Genomic DNA, 15,060 nt, shown 5'->3' on the forward strand with positions numbered 1-15,060 from the left:
GTGACACAGATCGCGCGCGCGGTGCTGTACGAGGGCTACCTGCTGTGGCCGTACCGCCGCTCGGCGCTCAAGAACGCGCAGCGCTGGACCCTGGGCGGCGTCTACCCGGAGCGGTGCGGCGAGACGGGCGACCCCTCGCTGATGCGTACGCAGGTCCTGATCGAGGCGGACCCGGTCGACACCGTCGACGTCCGGGTGTGCTTCCTGCACGCGGTCACCCGCGAGGTGGCCGGCGCGGACCTCGTTCCGGTCCCGGAGCTGGTGGCCGGGGGTGAGCGCCACGTGGCCAGGGAGGAGGCGGCCGAGCGGGAGGTCGCCGCGTTCGGGCTCGACCTCGCGGGGCTCGTCCAGCAGCCGGCCCTGGTGGACATCGACATAGCCGAGGGCTCGGACGTCGAATGGCTGCTCGGCCCCGACGGCCGGCGCGTCGGCGCGCTTTCGCGTAGCTGGCAGGCGTTGCGCGGGCGGATCGAGATCAGGGCAGAACGCCCGCGGCCCGGCGTCTTCCGGATCACCGTCGAGGTCGGCAACACGACCGGCTGGGCGGGCGGGAGCCGTACCGAGGCGCTGAAACACACCTTCCTGTCCGCGCACCTGGTCCTGCACGCGCCGCGCGGGCGGTTCGTCTCCCTGACGGACCCGCCGGAGGAACTGCGGCCCCTGGCGGACGGCTGCGAGAACGCCGGCGCCTGGCCGGTCATGGTGGGCGAGGAGGGCGAGCGGCACACGATGCTCGCGGCGCCGATCATCCTCTACGACTACCCCCGGATCTCCCCGGAGAGTCCGGGCGACCTCTTCGACGCCACCGAGATCGACCAGTTGCTGACCCTGAGCGTGCTCGCCCTGACCGAGGAGGAGCAGCGGGAGATCCGCGACGGCGATCCTCGGGCGCGGGAGATCCTCGACCGCTGCGTCTCGCTCTCACCCGATCGGCTCATGCGGCTGCACGGCACCCTACGGAAGGAAGGTCATGACGGCGACGGATGACTTCTGGGCCCGGATGGAACGACGGGGACCGGACACCGTGATCGTGGACGGCACGACGCTCGGCGCGGGCAGCCGGGTGCGCCTGCGCCCGCGATCGCGGGCGGACGTCTTCGACCTCGCCCTGGACGGCCGGGTCGCCGTCGTCGAGAGCGTCGAGCAGGACGAGGCGGGCGGCATCCATCTGGCCGTCGTCCTTGAGGACGATCCGGGCCGCGACCTGGGAGAGGCGAAGCTGCCCGGACACCGGTTCTTCTACTCCGCCGAGGAGGTGGAGCCGATCGTGGCCGACAGCCGGACCGCACGCGTCCTGGTCGCCGGCATCGGCAACATCTTCCTCGGCGACGACGGCTTCGGCGTCGAGGTGGCGCGGCGGCTGTCGGCCGAGCCGCTGCCTCCCGGGGTGGACGTGGTGGACTTCGGGATCCGCGGCATGGACCTGGCCTACGCCCTGCAACGCGACTACGACCTGGTGATCTTCGTGGACGCCGCGCCCCGCGGCCACGCTCCCGGCACGCTGACCGTGCTCGAACCGGCGGAGCCGGAGGCGGGCGTGCCCATGGAGACCCACGGCATGGACCCGGTACGCGTGCTCCGGCTGGCCGCCGAGCTGGGCCGGATACCGCCACGGGTGCTCGTCGTCGCCTGCGAACCGGCGACGGTGATGACCGGGGCGCCGGACGAGGATGTGCGGGTCGAACTGAGCGAGCCGGTACGCGCGGCCCTCGGCCCGGCCCTGGAGACGGTCCGGTCCCTTGTCGAGACTTGATCGAAGTAATCGACGGATCGGGGTTCCGGAAAACCGAGGAGGTGGAAACGGATGAGGAAGAGGCCTCTGGTGGGGCTGGTGGTGCTGTGCGCGGTTGCCGCCGTGATCGCCGTGCAATGGCCGGAGATCAAGCGCTACCTGAACATGACAAGGATGTAGGGCAGTTCATGCATGAGATAGGAATGTGCGAGGGACTGGTCGACCTGGTCCGTCAGCACGCGGACGGCCGGCGGGTGGCCGGCGTGCGGGTTCGGATCGGTGTCCGCCACGCCGTCGTCGGTGAGGCGTTCGACCAGGCCTTCGCGTTCGCCGCCCTGGGCAGCGCGGCCGAGGGCGCCGCCCTCGACCTGGTCGTCACGCCCGTCACCGTGGACTGCGGCACCTGCGGCCACACCTCGGAGTCCACCGACGTGCTCGCCGTCTGCCCGCGGTGCGGCGACGACGACGTGGACGTGCACGGCGGCGACGAACTGGTCCTGGAATCGGTCCAGTTCGAGGGAGAAACCTTCGAGGGGGAAGCCGATGTGCCTCGGGATCCCCGGTGAGCTCGTGGGGATCGTCGAGGAGCACACCGATCTCGCCATGGTGGACGTCAGCGGGGTCCGCCGCCGCATCAACATGGGGCTGCTCGCCGACGACGACCTCAAGCCCGGCGACTGGGTGCTGGTCCACGTGGGATTCGCCCTGTCGAAGATCTCGGAGTCCGAGGCCAAGGCCGTGATGGACATGCTGCACGGGATCGGGCAGGCGTACACCGACGAGATCGACGCGCTCAAGGAATCGGACATCTCATGAGATTCGTCGATGAGTTCCGCGACGCCGACACAGCCAGGGCGCTGGCGGCGGGGATATCGGCCCGGTGCGAGCCGGGACGCCGGTACAAGTTCATGGAGGTGTGCGGCGGACACACGCACACCATCTACAAACACGGCATCGAGGACTACCTGCCGGAGGCCGTGACGCTCGTGCACGGGCCGGGCTGTCCCGTCTGCGTCATCCCCATGGGACGGGTGGACGACGCCATCCACATCGCGCGTCAGCCCGATGTGATCATGACGTCGTTCGGCGACATGATGCGGGTGCCCGGGGGCGAGTCCACGTTCCTCGACGCCAAGGCCGAGGGTGCGGACATCCGGATGGTCTACTCGCCGCTCGACGCCCTCAAGATCGCCCGGACGAATCCGGACCGGCGGGTCGTGTTCATGGCGATCGGCTTCGAGACCACGGCGCCGTCGACGGCGGTGACCGTGCTGCGGGCGGCCGAGGAAGGCATCGAGAACTTCTCCGTCTTCTGCAACCACGTCCTGATCATCCCGGCCATCAAGGCGATACTCGACTCGCCCGACCTGCGGCTGGACGGCTTCATCGGGCCCGGCCACGTCTCGACGATCATCGGCTGCCGGCCGTACGAGTTCATCGCGCGCGACTACGGACAGCCGTTCGTGGTCGCCGGGTTCGAGCCGCTCGACATCCTCCACTCGGTCCACATGCTCCTCGGCCAGCTCGCCGAGGGCCGCGGCGAGGTGGAGAACCAGTACGCGCGGGTGGTGCCGTGGGACGGCAACCGGATCGCCATGGAGGCGATCGGGACGGTGATGCGGGTACGACCGCACTTCGAATGGCGCGGGCTCGGTTTCATCTCCCACTCGGCGCTGGGCATGGCCGAGGAGTACGCCGCCTTCGACGCGGAGCGGATCTTCGACATCCCCGGTACGCGCATCGCCGACCCCAAGGCGTGCCAGTGCGGCGAAGTGCTCAAGGGTGTGCTCAAACCGTGGGAGTGCAAGGTGTTCGGCACCGCGTGCACCCCTGAGACGCCGATCGGGACCTGCATGGTCTCGTCGGAGGGGGCGTGCGCGGCGTACTACAACTTCGGCCGGTTCAGCCGGGAACGAGTGCGGGAGGCGACCCGGGCATGACCACGGAGAAGCAGGTTCTCGACCGGATCGAGCGCATCAGGCGCCGCCGCCCGGTGGTGCGGGAGGAACGGATCACGCTGGCGCACGGCTCCGGCGGCAAGGCGACCCGGAACCTGATCGACGCGATCTTCCTGGAGGCGTTCCGCAATCCGCTGCTCGCCCCGCTGGAGGACGGGGCCACGCTGGCGCTCGGCAGTTCGCGGGCGGTGTTCACCACGGACGCGTTCGTGGTCTCGCCGCTGTTCTTCCCCGGTGGCGACATCGGTGACCTGGCGGTCAACGGCACCGTCAACGACCTCGCGGTATGCGGCGCCCGTCCGCTGTACCTGTCCGCCGGGTTCATCCTCGAAGAGGGGTTCCCGATCGGCGACCTGCGGCGGATCGTCGCCTCGATGGCCGCCGCGGCCGAGATGGCGGGCGTCTCGATCGTCACCGGCGACACCAAGGTGGTCCAGCGGGGCAAGGCCGACGGTTGTTATGTCACCACCGCGGGGGTCGGCGTCGTCGACCGTCCGGCGACGTTGTCCATCTCCGCGGCCCAGCCCGGCGACGCGGTCATCGTGTCCGGTCCGATCGGTGAGCACGGCGTGGCCATCATGCTGGCCCGCGGCGAGCTCGGCATCGAGGCGGACACGCTCTCGGACACCGCCCCGCTGAACGGCCTGGTGGCCGACCTCCTGGACACCCTTCCCACCCAGGTGCGGACGTTGCGGGACGCCACCCGCGGCGGCGTGGCCACGGTGCTGAACGAGGTGGCGACCGCCTCGGGCGTGACCGTGGTGATGGACGAGGAGTCCGTACCGGTCCGGCCGGAGGTCACCGGGGTCTGCGAGCTACTCGGGATCGACCCGCTGTACGTCGCCTGCGAGGGCCGGCTGGTCGCCGTCGTCGACGGCGAGCACGCCGAGCGGGCGGTCGACATCATGCGGAGCCATCCGGCCGGCGCCGAAGCCGCGATCATCGGCTGGGTGGGGGAGGACCCGCCCGGCCTGGTGCTGCTGAGAACCGCCTTCGGCGGCACCCGCATCGTGGACATGCTGGTCGGCGACCCGCTGCCACGCATCTGCTGAAGCTTACGCTGATGCTCGGTCCCGAGCCCCCGCCACCGCGGCCTGCCCGAGACTGATACCGCCGTCGTTGCAGGGGACCCGCCGGTGCAGCAGGACGCGCAGGCCGTGCCGGCGCAGCCCGTCGACCACGGCGCCGAGCAGGAGGGTGTTGCAGAACACCCCGCCGGACAGCGCGGCCACCTCCAGACCGGTGGCGGCCGCGACCCGGGCCGCCGCCGTCACCACCGCCGCGGCCAGCCCGTGGTGGAACCTCGCCGCGATCGCCTCCGGCGCCTCGCCCCGGCGCAGGTCGCCGACGACCGCGCGGATCAGCTCGGTGGTGCGGACGACCGTTCCGGCGACGGTGACCGGATATCCGCCGCGGACACCCGGGTCCGCCCGCTGCTCCAGCTCCACCGCCGCCTGTCCGTCGTAGGTGACGGTGTCCCTGACCCCGAGGAGCGCGGCCACCGCGTCGAACAGCCGCCCCGCGCTCGACGTCACCGGCCCTGCCGGTCCGTTCACCAGGAGGGCCGCCACCGCCGGCCACCGGTCCTGGTTGCGGCGGACCACCCCGAGATCGTCGAAGGAGCCGGGCCCGAAGGCGCGGTGCAGGAAGGCTGCGGCCATCCGCCAGGGCTGCCGGATCGCCGTGACGCCGCCGGGCATCGGCACCGGCTCCAGATACCCGGCCCGCTCGAAGCCCGCCAGGTCGGCCACGAGCAGCTCGCCGCCCCAGATGGTGCCGTCCGTGCCGTAGCCCGTGCCGTCGAGGGCGATGCCGACGACCGGGCCGCTCTCGCCGTTGTCGGCCAGGCAGGACGCGATGTGGGCGTGGTGGTGCTGCACGCCGAGCGGCTGAAGGCCATCGAGGGTGAGGGCGTACTTGGTGGACAGGTATTCCGGGTGGAGGTCGTGGACCACCACCTCCGGCTCGATGCCGAACAGCCGCCGGAAGTGGACGACCCCGCCGGCGAACGCCTGCATCGTCGCGTAGTTCTCCAGGTCGCCCAGATGCTGGGAGACGACCGCGTGGCTGCCCTTGGCCAGGCAGAACGTGCTCTTGAGCTGCGCTCCGCAGGCGAGCACCGGCCGGGGGAACGCCCAGGGCAGCGCGATCGGCGCGGGCGCGTGCCCACGGGCTCGCCGTACCGGCACCTCCGTGTCGCGGAAGATCCGGACCACCGAGTCGTCGAGCCCCGTGTGGATCGGCCGATCGTGGGTGAGGAAGGCGTCGGCGGCCAGCCGCCGCGCGTCCTCGTCGCGGTGCGCGATCGGCTCGCCGGACAGGTTTCCGCTGGTCAGTACATAAGGGCGGCCCAGCTCCCTGGCCAGTAGATGGTGCAGCGGCGTGTACGGCAACAGCACGCCGAGGTCACGGTTGCCGGGCGCCACCGAGGCGGCGATGGGACAGCCGGGGCGCCGCGGCAGCAGCACGATCGGGCGGCGCGGGCCGGTGAGGGCGGCCACCACCCCGCTCGCCGCACCGTCCAGCTCACACAGCTCTCGTACGGCGGCCAGGTCCGGCGCCATCACGGCGAACGCCTTGTCCCCGCGGTGCTTGCGGGCCCGCAGGGCCGCGACCGCCTTCTCGTCGGCGGCGTCCACCGCGAGGTGGTGACCCCCGAGCCCTTTCACCGCGAGGACGGATCCGCTGCCGAGCAGCGCCGCCGCCTCGGCCACCGGATCGCCCGCGAGCACCGTGCCGTCGGACGTGTGCAGCGTGAGCTTGGGACCGCAGCCGGGGCAGCACACCGGCTGGGCGTGGAAGCGGCGATCACCGGGATCCCGGTATTCGGCCTCGCAGGCCGTACACATGGCGAAGGCCCGCATGGTGGTGGCGGCGCGGTCGTACGGCACCGACGTGATGATCGTGAACCTGGGGCCGCAGTTGGTGCAGTTGACGAAGGGGTACCGATAGCGGCGGTCGGCCGGATCGAACAGCTCGGCCAGGCAGTCGTCGCAGGTCGCCGCGTCCGGTGACACCTGCGCGCGGCGGGAGCCGCAGGTCACGCTCTGGACGATGCGGAAGTCGCCGGCGCCGGTGGGCGACACCGGTTCCACGCTCACCCGGTCCACGACCGCCAGCTCGGGCGGGTTGCGGCGGACCGCCTCGATCAGCGCGGTCACCGCCTCCGGAGGGCCTTCGACCTCGATGAACACCCCGGATCCGTCGTTGGCGACCGTGCCCGACAGGCCGTGCCGGATGGCCACGCCGTGGACGAACGGCCGGAACCCCACGCCCTGGACGATGCCCTCGACCCGGATCCGGGAGCGTACGATCCGGTCCAACGCTCAGGCCGTCTCGTCCAGCGCCCGCCGGACCGACTCCCACAGCACATGGCACACGGTGGCCTGCGCCTCCTGAATCCGATGGACGGACGGGGACGGGATGACCAGCAGGTGGTCGACGGCACCGCACTCGGCCATTTGACCGCCGCCCGAACCGGCGAGCCCGACCGTCACCATGCCGAGGCGCTTGGCCTCCTGGAGTCCGCGCACCACGTTCAGCGAGCCGCCGCTCGTCGAGATGCCCATCGCGATGTCCGCGGCGGTGCCCAGGGCGGCGAGCTGCCGGGCGAAGACCGCCTCGAAGCCGATGTCGTTGGTGAGCGCGGTCAGCAGCGCGACGTCGGCGGTCAGCGACATGGCCGGCAGCCCGTGCCGCCTGGCTCCCGGCCTGCGCGTCAGCCCGTGTCCTGGTCCGTGTTCCGGTCCGCGTTCCGGCGCGAAGAACAGATGGGCCACCGCCTGGGCGTCGGTGCTGCTGCCGCCGTTGCCGAAGGTGAACAGGCGGCCCCCGGCGGCGAACGCCTCGGCGAGGGCCGCACCGCACGCGACGATCCGCGGCCCGAGCAGGGTGAGCACCTCACGCCGCAGCGCGACGATCTCCCGGGCCTTCTCCACCGTGGACCGGGCCACCGTGGACAGCAGCGGCTCGGCGTCGCCGCTCTCGGCTGGGGACAGGAAGGGATAGAGCGCGTCGGTCACGGCCTTCTCTCCACTACCGCGATGGCTTCTTTCGCGTGCACCAGGACCACGTCGCCCGCTCGCGCGTCGACCAGGCGCACGCTGATCTCCTCTTCGCCGCCGGGCGTGTCGGCCAGCGCGAGGTGTCCGGGCCGCAGGGCGGTGATCCGGACGGGTACGGCCGCGTCCGAGCAGGTCACGCATACCTCGTCGTCGTGGCACTCCTCCGCCAGCCGGGGGTCGTTCAGGAACACGTGCACCAACTCCCAGAGGACGTGATATGTCGTCATATGGATCTCCCGGGCGACCCGCGGATCGCCGCTGCGCGCCACGAGAAGGTGATCGACCACCGGCAGCTCGACGCCGGGCTTCGTCAGCGCGAGCGTCATCATGCCCAGGTCGCGCGCCGCCGCGAGCCCCGCCGCCACCTCGCCGCAGGCCTCGTCGATCGTGATGCCCACCGCGATGTCCCCGGCCCGCCCGAGCAGCCGCAACTGGCTCGCGAAGACTCCCGCATGGGCGAGCCCGCTCAGCGCCGACGCGTCGTTGGCCAGCGAGACAGCCGGCAGCGCCCGCTTCCCCACGATCACCGGATGAACGAACTCCACCGCGAGATGCGCCGCGTCGGCCGCCGACTGGCCGGTGCCGAAACTCAGCAGCCTGCCTCCCCGCTGGAATCGCCGGGCCACGTCCTGGCACGCGCGGGCGATTCGCTCGGCATCCTCCGCCAGCGCGAGGCCCGCCGCGTCTCGTTCCTGGAGAGACGTGCCGAGAACGAGTGTCATGGACGGTCCTTTCCGCGCTCTCGAGCGCTCTGCCCGGGCCTAAATGCTGGCAATCCCATGGGACCGTTAACGAATAGCGAAGTCCTAAGCGGAGCCGACTCGGTGGCGGAAGACCCAGTAGGTCCAGCTCTGATAGAGCACCACCAGCGGCAGGAAGATCGCCGCGACCCCGGTCATGATGCCGAGCGTCTTCGGCGTCGCGGCCGCGTTCTCGACGGTCAGGCTGTAGGCCGGGTTGATCGTCGAGGGCAGGACATTGGGGTGGAGGACCACGAACAGGCTGATCACGCTCACCCCGATGGCGACCGCCGACAGCAGGAACGCCCACCCCTGACGGCCCCTGGCGATGGCGACCAGTGCGGAGGCGAAGGCGACGACGGCGAAGACGGCCAGGATCACCGTGCCGACCGCGCCGCCGTAGAGCTGCGTCCAAGCCAGGAAGACCACCGCGAGCACGGCCGCCACCACACCCGTCCTGAGCGCCACCCCGGCCGCGCGCCGGCTGATCTCCCCACGGGTCTTCAACGCCAGGAAGACGGCTCCGTGCGCGGCGAACAGGGTCAGCGTGGTCAGCCCGCCGAGCAGCGCGTAGGGGTTGAGCAGGTCCCAGAACGTACCGGCGTACTCGTGATCGGCGTCGAGTCGCACGCCCCGCACGATGTTCGCGAACGCGATCCCCCACAGCAGCGCGGGCACGAACGAGCCGGCGACGATGCCCGCGTCCCACCGCCGCCGCCAGGCCACGGAGTCCCGTTTGCCGCGATACTCGAAACCCACGCCGCGGACGATCAGCGCCACCAGGATCAGCAGCAGCGGCAGGTAGAACCCGCTGAACAGCGAGGCGTACCACTCGGGGAACGCGGCGAACGTGGCGCCTCCGGCGGTGATCAGCCACACCTCGTTGCCGTCCCAGACGGGGCCGATCGTGTCGATCATCACCCGGCGTTCCGTCTCGTTCCGGGCCACGACCGGCAGCAGCAGGCCGACGCCGAAGTCAAACCCCTCCAGGACGAAGTACCCGACCCACAGGACGGTGATCGCCACGAACCAGACCTCGGTGAGCGCCACTTGGCGAGCCTCCTTCGCTAGTAGGCGAACGACGGCTCGCCGCCGTCATGCGGCTCGGCGTCGTCGGCGGACGGTGGGGTCGCTCTGCCGTACTTGATCATGAGGCCGACCTCCACCAGGGCCAGCCCGCCGTACAGGAGGGTGAAGACGATCAGCGAGGTGAGCACCGTACCTGCGCCGACGCTGGGCGAGACGCCCTGGGCGGTCTTCATCTGGGTGAACACGATCCACGGTTGCCGGGCCATCTCGGTGAAGATCCACCCGAAGCTGTGCGCGAGGAAGGGCAGTACGACCGACCAGACGGCGACCCGCCAGACCCAGCCCGCGCCCCGGACCTGCCGCCCACGGGTCAGCCAGAGCAGGACGAGCGCCACCAGCGCGGACAGCATGCCGAACCCGATCATCAACCGGAAACCCCAGTAGGCGACCGGGATGTAGGGGCGGTAGTCGCCCGGCCCGAACTTCCGCTCGTACGCCGCCTGGAGGTCGTTGATGCCCTCGACCTTGCCGTCGAACGAGCCTGTGGCCAGCTGTGACAGCAGGTTCGGGATCTCCAGCTGGTAGATCGGCTTGGTGCCGTCCAGCGTCCCGATGGTGAACAGGGAGAACGGCGCGGGCTGCCGCGTCTCGTAGAGCGCCTCGGCGGCGGCCATCTTCATCGGCTGGGTCTGCGTCATGATCTTGCCAAGGATGTCGCCGGAGACAAGAGTGCCCAGAGCCCCCACCAGCACCGCGGCGATACCGAGCCGCAGCGACGGACGGAACACCTCCAGATCCCGCTTTCTAGCCAGATGCCAAGCGGAAACGGCCATCAGGATCACCCCACCGGCCAGCCAGCACCCGAAGATGGTGTGCGGAAAGGTGGCCAGCACCACCTTGTTGGTCAGCACGGCTCCGAAGTCGACCAGCTCGGCCCGCCCATTGATCTTGAAACCCACGGGCCACTGCATGAACGAGTTGGCGGCCAGAATGAAGTAGGCGGACACCATCGTCCCGAACGCGACGATCCAGATGCACGCGAGATGCACCTTTTTCGGCAGCCGCCCCCAGCCGAAGAGCCACAGCCCCAGAAACGTCGACTCCAGAAAGAACGCCAGCAACGCCTCCAACGCGAGCGGCGCGCCGAAGATATCGCCGACGAACCTGGAATAGGCGCTCCAGTTCATCCCGAACTGAAACTCCTGCACGATCCCCGTCACCACACCCATGGCAAAGTTGATCAGGAAGAGCGTGCCGAAGAACTTGGTGGCGCGTAGGTAGGCGACGTTGCCGGTGCGCACCCATGCTGTGTTCAGGATCGCCACCAACAGCGACATCCCTATCGTGACCGGCACAAACAGGAAGTGGTACACCGTAGTAACCCCGAACTGCCAGCGCGCAAGATCCAAGGCGTCCACGACTCTTACTGTAAGTGTCCGAGTATGCACGCCTTGTCATAACACGCTGGGCGCTGTCAGAAGATCGCTGCGGCCACGAGGAAGGCGAGTCCCGCGATGCCCGCGACCACCCGGACGATATGGAAGGACACCCAGCGATCACGGAGTCGCTGCCAGTCGTCCGGCAGGGTGCCGACGGTCCAGGTCGCGATCTGCTTCACGATGGGGACCTCGACCGCCACGGTCACGAGCAGCGCGACGACAAGCAAGGCGAGCGCCACCAAGGCCAGATAGAAGCCCTGCTTGCCGTACGACAGGAACAGCACCGGAACGATCGAGGCCAGCGCAAGGGGCATCAGAACGGTCATGGGGGTGGCCAGGTTCCGGTTCATCCGATGGGCGATAGCCAGGAACGCCGCCGCCTCGAAAGACGCCATGGATCTGCTCAGCGCCAGCCACGGCCCCCAGAAAACCCCGACGACCAGGGTGGAAAGCAGGACACTGACGAGCTCGAACATCTTCTGCATCATGTCGCCGGCGTGGTACGCGACTGCCCGCGGCGGTAGTCGGCGGCGGTCTCCCGGTACATCTGGTGTTCCGCCTCGTGGTCAGGGAAGTCGTCCGTGGCGAAGAACCCGTCGAGTCCGCCGTTGGCGGCGACGGCGTGCTGTCCCGAGCGGGGCAGCATGATGGCCTCGTATCGGGTGAGCGCCTCGTCGAGGGTGGCCTCCTCGGCGATGGCGTGGGCGAGCTCGGCTCCGTCGAGCATGGCGAGATTGACCCCGTACCCCCCGAGGGGCGCCATCAGGTGCGCCGCGTCGCCGAGCAGCGTCGCGCCGGGCGTACGCGCCCAGGTGAGCGGGGCGGGAAGGGCATAGATCGGGCGGTTGAGGTAGCCGCCGTCGGCGTCCGTGAGGAAGGGCAGCATCTCCTCGGCCCAGCCGCTGAACTCCTTGAGCAGGAACCGTCGTACGGCGTCCGGGTCGTCCAGGTCGACGCCGGCCTCGCCATGCCAGTCGAGGCTGGTCCGCATGGCCAGGTAGGCGCGGATCTGGCCGTTGCTGTTGCGCTGGCCGATGATGGCCCGGCCGTCGCCGTCCATGGCGAACATGTGGCCGTCCCCGACGAGTTTCGCGATCTGGGGATGACGCTCTTCCACGTCCTCGAACCGGACGTCGAGGAACGAGACGCCGGTATAGTCAGGCGTGGCGTCGCTCAGAAGCGGCCGGACCCGAGACCACGCGCCATCGGCGCCGATCACCAGATCCACCTCGGCGGTGACGCCGTTGCCGAACTCGAGGCAGTGCCCGCCGTCGCCGAGCGGGGTCGCGGTGACCAGCTTGTGCCCCCACCGCACGGTGCCGGGCCGTACGTGCTCGGCGAGCATGGCGCGGAGCTGCCCGCGATCGATCTCCGGGGCGGCTGTGTCGTCCTGGTCGGGGACGAACGCGTCGAGCACGGTGCCGTGCTGGTCGAGCCGGCTCTTGGCCTGCCCTTCGAGCCGGGCGAGCTTCATGAACTCCTCGAACAGGCCGGCGTCCTCCAGGGCGATCTGTCCGGTGTCGGCGTGCAGGTCCAGGGTGCCGCCGGCGTCGCGGGCTTCGACAGAGGCGTCGGCGTCGTACACGGTGACGTCGATGCCGTGTCCTTGCAGGACGCGGGCGCACATGAGGCCGCCGGGGCCGGCGCCGACGATGGCGATACGTACGGGCATGGTTTGAGCTCCTCGCTTAACGGGCGTTCGTTCAGCTAGCTCGACAGTAGCTGAACGGGCGTTCGTTGAGCAAGTAGAATGAGGTCATGTCGACGAACACGGGAAGCGACCGGCGTACGGGCTCCGAGACCCGCGCGGAGATCCTCCGCGTCGCGCTGCGGCTGTTCACGGAGAAGGGGTACGAGGGCACCTCGACCCGCGACATCTCCAGCGCGCTCGGGATGACGAAATCCTCGCTGTACTACCACTTCAAGAACAAAGAGGAGATCGTGGCGAGCCTCGTGGAAGCGCGCCGGCACGAGCTCGACGACTTCATCGAGTGGCTCGCCGCGCAGCCGCCTGCGCCTGATCGGCTGGAGAAGGCGGCGCTGCGCTGGGTGGGGGGCACCACGCCGGAAAACCTGCAGGTCATGCGTTTCGCGCAGGCCAACCAGCCGGTCATGAGGCGGCTGGCGGAAGGCGGCGGAGACATCCGTTCGGACTTCGACCGCGTCATCGACCTGCTCGTCGGCGAAGGGGCGAGCATGGAGGACCGCCTCTTCACGCGCATGGTCTTCGACACGGCCGGCGCCGCGCTCCTGTCGGCGCGGGGCACGGAGGCCGGCCCGGACGATGTCATCGCGGCCGCCCGGCGCGCGAGCACCGCACTCGCCCGCGCAACGCAGAAGTGAGCCGTGGAACGGGCGCTCCTGCCCAGGGGCACCCGTTCCGGTGAAGTGAATCGTGGGCGGTCAGTCCCAGGTCGGGAGGTACTCCGCGGGGTAGCGGGCGCCGAAGCCACCGGCCGGGAGGATGTCGGCGATGCGCTTCAGATCGGCGTCGTCGAGGGTGAGGCCGGCGGCGCCGACGTTCTCTTCCAGGCGCTTGGGGTCGCGGGTGCCGGGGATGGGGACGATGTCGTCGCCCTGGGCGAGGAGCCAGGCCAGGGCGAGCTGGGCGACGGTGGCGTCCTTGGTGGCGGCCAGGTCGGCGAGCAGGCGGGTGGCCGCCAGGTTCTTCTCGTAGTTGCCGGGCTGGAAGCGGGCGTCCCAGGAGCGCATGTCGGTGGGGTCGTACTCGGCGCCGGGCTTGGCCTGGTCGGTGAGGAAGCCCCGGCCGAGCGGCGAGTAGGGGACGAACCCGATCCCGAGCTCGCGCAGGACGGGGAAGAGGACCTCGACCTCCCGCTCGAACAGGCTGAACTCCGTCTGCAGGACCGACACGGGGTGTACGGCGTGCGCGCGGCGGATGGTGTTCTCGCCCGCCTCGCTCAGGCCGAAGTAGCGGACCTTGCCGGCGTCGACGAACTCCTTGACCGTCCCGGCCACGTCCTCGATCGGCACGGCGGGGTCGACGCGGTGCTGGTAGAGCACGTCGATGACGTCGACGCCGAGGTAGCGCAGGCTGTTGTCGACAACCTCGCGGATGTGCTCGGGACGGCTGTCGACACCGCCCTGCCGGGTGCCGGTGAAGTCGAACCCGAACTTGGTCGCGATGACCACCTCGTCCCGTACCGGTGCGAGCGCGGCCCCGACGATCCGCTCGTTCTCCCCCTGCCCGTACAGCTCGGCCGTGTCGAAGAACGTCACGCCGAGCTCGTGCGCCCGGCGGATCGTCGCGGCGCCCTCCTGCTTGCCCGAGGGCCCGTACGCCATGGAGATGCCCATCGCGCCGTATCCCAGCGCCGACGCGGTCAGGCCCTGCTGTCCGAGATTTCGCTGCTGCATGCTGTCCGACCTGCGCTTTCTCCGAATGTTAGAGTGTACTTACATGAAGTAAGAGTACTCTAACATCGAGAAAGGGGGAGAATCGTTCGCCGTGAGCAGTCCCACGACACCGCGACGCGGCTACCATCACGGCGACCTGCGTGCCGGGTTGATCCGCGAGGGCATCGCCCTCCTGGGCGAGACGGGCGTCGCGGGTTTCTCGGTGGCCAAGGTCGCCGTCCGCGCGGGCGTGTCCTCGGCCGCCCCGTACCGCCACTTTCCCGATCGCGAGGCTCTCCTGGCCGCCTGCGCGGCCGCCATCCTCGCCGAGATCACCGACCTGCTCGCCGCGGCGGCAGAGCAGGCGGGACCCGACCCGCTCGACCGGTTCGCCGCCACCGCGGGCGCCTACACGCGCTATGTCCTGGAGCATCGCGCCGGAATCGATCTCATCTACTCGTACGACTTCAGCGGCCCCCACCACCCGACCATCCAGGAGCAGAGCCGCCACCTCACGGGCACGCTCATGGACCTGGCCTCAGCCGTCCTGCCCGCCGACACGTCCTGGGCCGACACCGCCGACTTCGTGTACGTCCACCTGTCCACCACACACGGCTACGCCACCCTGCTCATGAAGGTCACCCGCCGCCCACCCGAGGACATCGACAGCCTCGCCGCCCGCGCCGTCACCGCCGCTCGCGACCACATCACCGGCTACCTCCAGCGCCTGCTCCGATGAGT

At 70.0% G+C, this 15,060-nt stretch carries 17 protein-coding genes; 9 read left to right on the forward strand and 8 right to left on the reverse strand.

What is annotated here, in order from left to right; all coding sequences use genetic code 11:
- From KME78_RS49975 to hypE, 7 genes are read left to right on the forward strand one after another with little or no spacing between them, the layout of a single operon-like run.
- Positions 1-987 (forward strand): hypothetical protein, encoded by a 987-nt coding sequence (locus tag KME78_RS49975; protein WP_219537051.1) that lies wholly within the window; start codon positions 1-3, stop codon positions 985-987.
- Entirely contained in the window at positions 971-1,753 is a 783-nt protein-coding gene (locus KME78_RS49980) for a hydrogenase maturation protease (protein WP_246653784.1), read from the forward strand. The genes KME78_RS49975 and KME78_RS49980 overlap by 17 nt, the downstream gene beginning before the upstream one ends.
- A gap of 51 nt (positions 1,754-1,804) precedes the next feature.
- The gene (locus KME78_RS68270) at positions 1,805-1,912 is read left to right on the forward strand and encodes a DUF6893 family small protein (RefSeq protein ID WP_372455114.1); all 108 of its coding nucleotides are present in this window, start codon (positions 1,805-1,807) and stop codon (positions 1,910-1,912) included.
- A gap of 8 nt (positions 1,913-1,920) precedes the next feature.
- Complete coding sequence (locus tag KME78_RS49985; protein ID WP_219537052.1) at positions 1,921-2,298, forward strand: hydrogenase maturation nickel metallochaperone HypA; 378 nt, start codon at positions 1,921-1,923, stop codon at positions 2,296-2,298.
- Positions 2,276-2,548, forward strand: a complete 273-nt coding sequence (locus KME78_RS49990) for a HypC/HybG/HupF family hydrogenase formation chaperone (protein WP_219537053.1) — start codon at positions 2,276-2,278, stop codon at positions 2,546-2,548. The genes KME78_RS49985 and KME78_RS49990 overlap by 23 nt, the downstream gene beginning before the upstream one ends.
- Positions 2,545-3,672: a hydrogenase formation protein HypD gene (gene hypD, locus KME78_RS49995; protein WP_219537054.1), complete on the forward strand. Its 1,128-nt coding sequence runs from the start codon at positions 2,545-2,547 to the stop codon at positions 3,670-3,672. Before KME78_RS49990 ends, hypD begins: the two co-directional genes overlap by 4 nt.
- Positions 3,669-4,742: a hydrogenase expression/formation protein HypE gene (gene hypE, locus KME78_RS50000; RefSeq protein WP_219537055.1), complete on the forward strand. Its 1,074-nt coding sequence runs from the start codon at positions 3,669-3,671 to the stop codon at positions 4,740-4,742. Before hypD ends, hypE begins: the two co-directional genes overlap by 4 nt.
- A gap of 3 nt (positions 4,743-4,745) precedes the next feature.
- Here the strand turns inward: hypE and hypF are convergent, their stop codons facing one another.
- The 7 genes from hypF to KME78_RS50035 form a co-directional block, all read right to left on the reverse strand.
- Complete coding sequence (gene hypF, locus KME78_RS50005) at positions 4,746-7,013, reverse strand: carbamoyltransferase HypF (RefSeq protein ID WP_219537056.1); 2,268 nt, start codon at positions 7,011-7,013, stop codon at positions 4,746-4,748.
- 3 nt (positions 7,014-7,016) lie between these two features.
- A complete protein-coding gene (locus KME78_RS50010; protein WP_219537057.1) occupies positions 7,017-7,712 on the reverse strand; it encodes a D-sedoheptulose-7-phosphate isomerase in 696 nt (231 codons plus the stop codon).
- Positions 7,709-8,476, reverse strand: a complete 768-nt coding sequence (locus KME78_RS50015) for an SIS domain-containing protein (RefSeq protein ID WP_246653788.1) — start codon at positions 8,474-8,476, stop codon at positions 7,709-7,711. Before KME78_RS50015 ends, KME78_RS50010 begins: the two co-directional genes overlap by 4 nt.
- Positions 8,477-8,560: 84 nt before the next feature.
- Complete coding sequence (gene cydB / locus KME78_RS50020; protein ID WP_219537058.1) at positions 8,561-9,544, reverse strand: cytochrome d ubiquinol oxidase subunit II; 984 nt, start codon at positions 9,542-9,544, stop codon at positions 8,561-8,563.
- 17 nt (positions 9,545-9,561) lie between these two features.
- On the reverse strand, positions 9,562-10,941 hold the full coding sequence (locus KME78_RS50025; protein ID WP_219537059.1) for a cytochrome ubiquinol oxidase subunit I: 1,380 nt from the start codon (positions 10,939-10,941) through the stop codon (positions 9,562-9,564).
- Positions 10,942-10,997: 56 nt separating this feature from the next.
- Entirely contained in the window at positions 10,998-11,438 is a 441-nt protein-coding gene (locus tag KME78_RS50030) for an anthrone oxygenase family protein (RefSeq protein ID WP_219537060.1), read from the reverse strand.
- A gap of 8 nt (positions 11,439-11,446) precedes the next feature.
- Entirely contained in the window at positions 11,447-12,634 is a 1,188-nt protein-coding gene (locus KME78_RS50035; protein WP_219537061.1) for an FAD-dependent oxidoreductase, read from the reverse strand.
- A gap of 86 nt (positions 12,635-12,720) precedes the next feature.
- Between KME78_RS50035 and KME78_RS50040 the strand changes: the two genes are divergently transcribed.
- Positions 12,721-13,305 carry a TetR/AcrR family transcriptional regulator gene (locus KME78_RS50040; RefSeq protein ID WP_219537062.1) on the forward strand — a complete coding sequence of 195 codons (585 nt, stop codon included), beginning with the start codon at positions 12,721-12,723 and terminating at the stop codon, positions 13,303-13,305.
- 60 nt (positions 13,306-13,365) lie between these two features.
- On the opposite strand, the gene KME78_RS50045 is transcribed toward KME78_RS50040, so the two are convergent.
- Positions 13,366-14,340, reverse strand: coding sequence for an aldo/keto reductase (locus KME78_RS50045; protein WP_219537063.1), 975 nt, complete (start codon positions 14,338-14,340; stop codon positions 13,366-13,368).
- Positions 14,341-14,431: 91 nt separating this feature from the next.
- On the opposite strand from KME78_RS50045, the gene KME78_RS50050 reads away from it, so the two are divergent.
- On the forward strand, positions 14,432-15,058 hold the full coding sequence (locus KME78_RS50050; protein WP_219537064.1) for a TetR/AcrR family transcriptional regulator: 627 nt from the start codon (positions 14,432-14,434) through the stop codon (positions 15,056-15,058).
- The last annotated feature ends 2 nt before the right edge of the window (positions 15,059-15,060 follow it).

It is taken from the genome of Nonomuraea guangzhouensis (assembly GCF_019396345.1).
Classification (GTDB): domain Bacteria; phylum Actinomycetota; class Actinomycetes; order Streptosporangiales; family Streptosporangiaceae; genus Nonomuraea; species Nonomuraea guangzhouensis.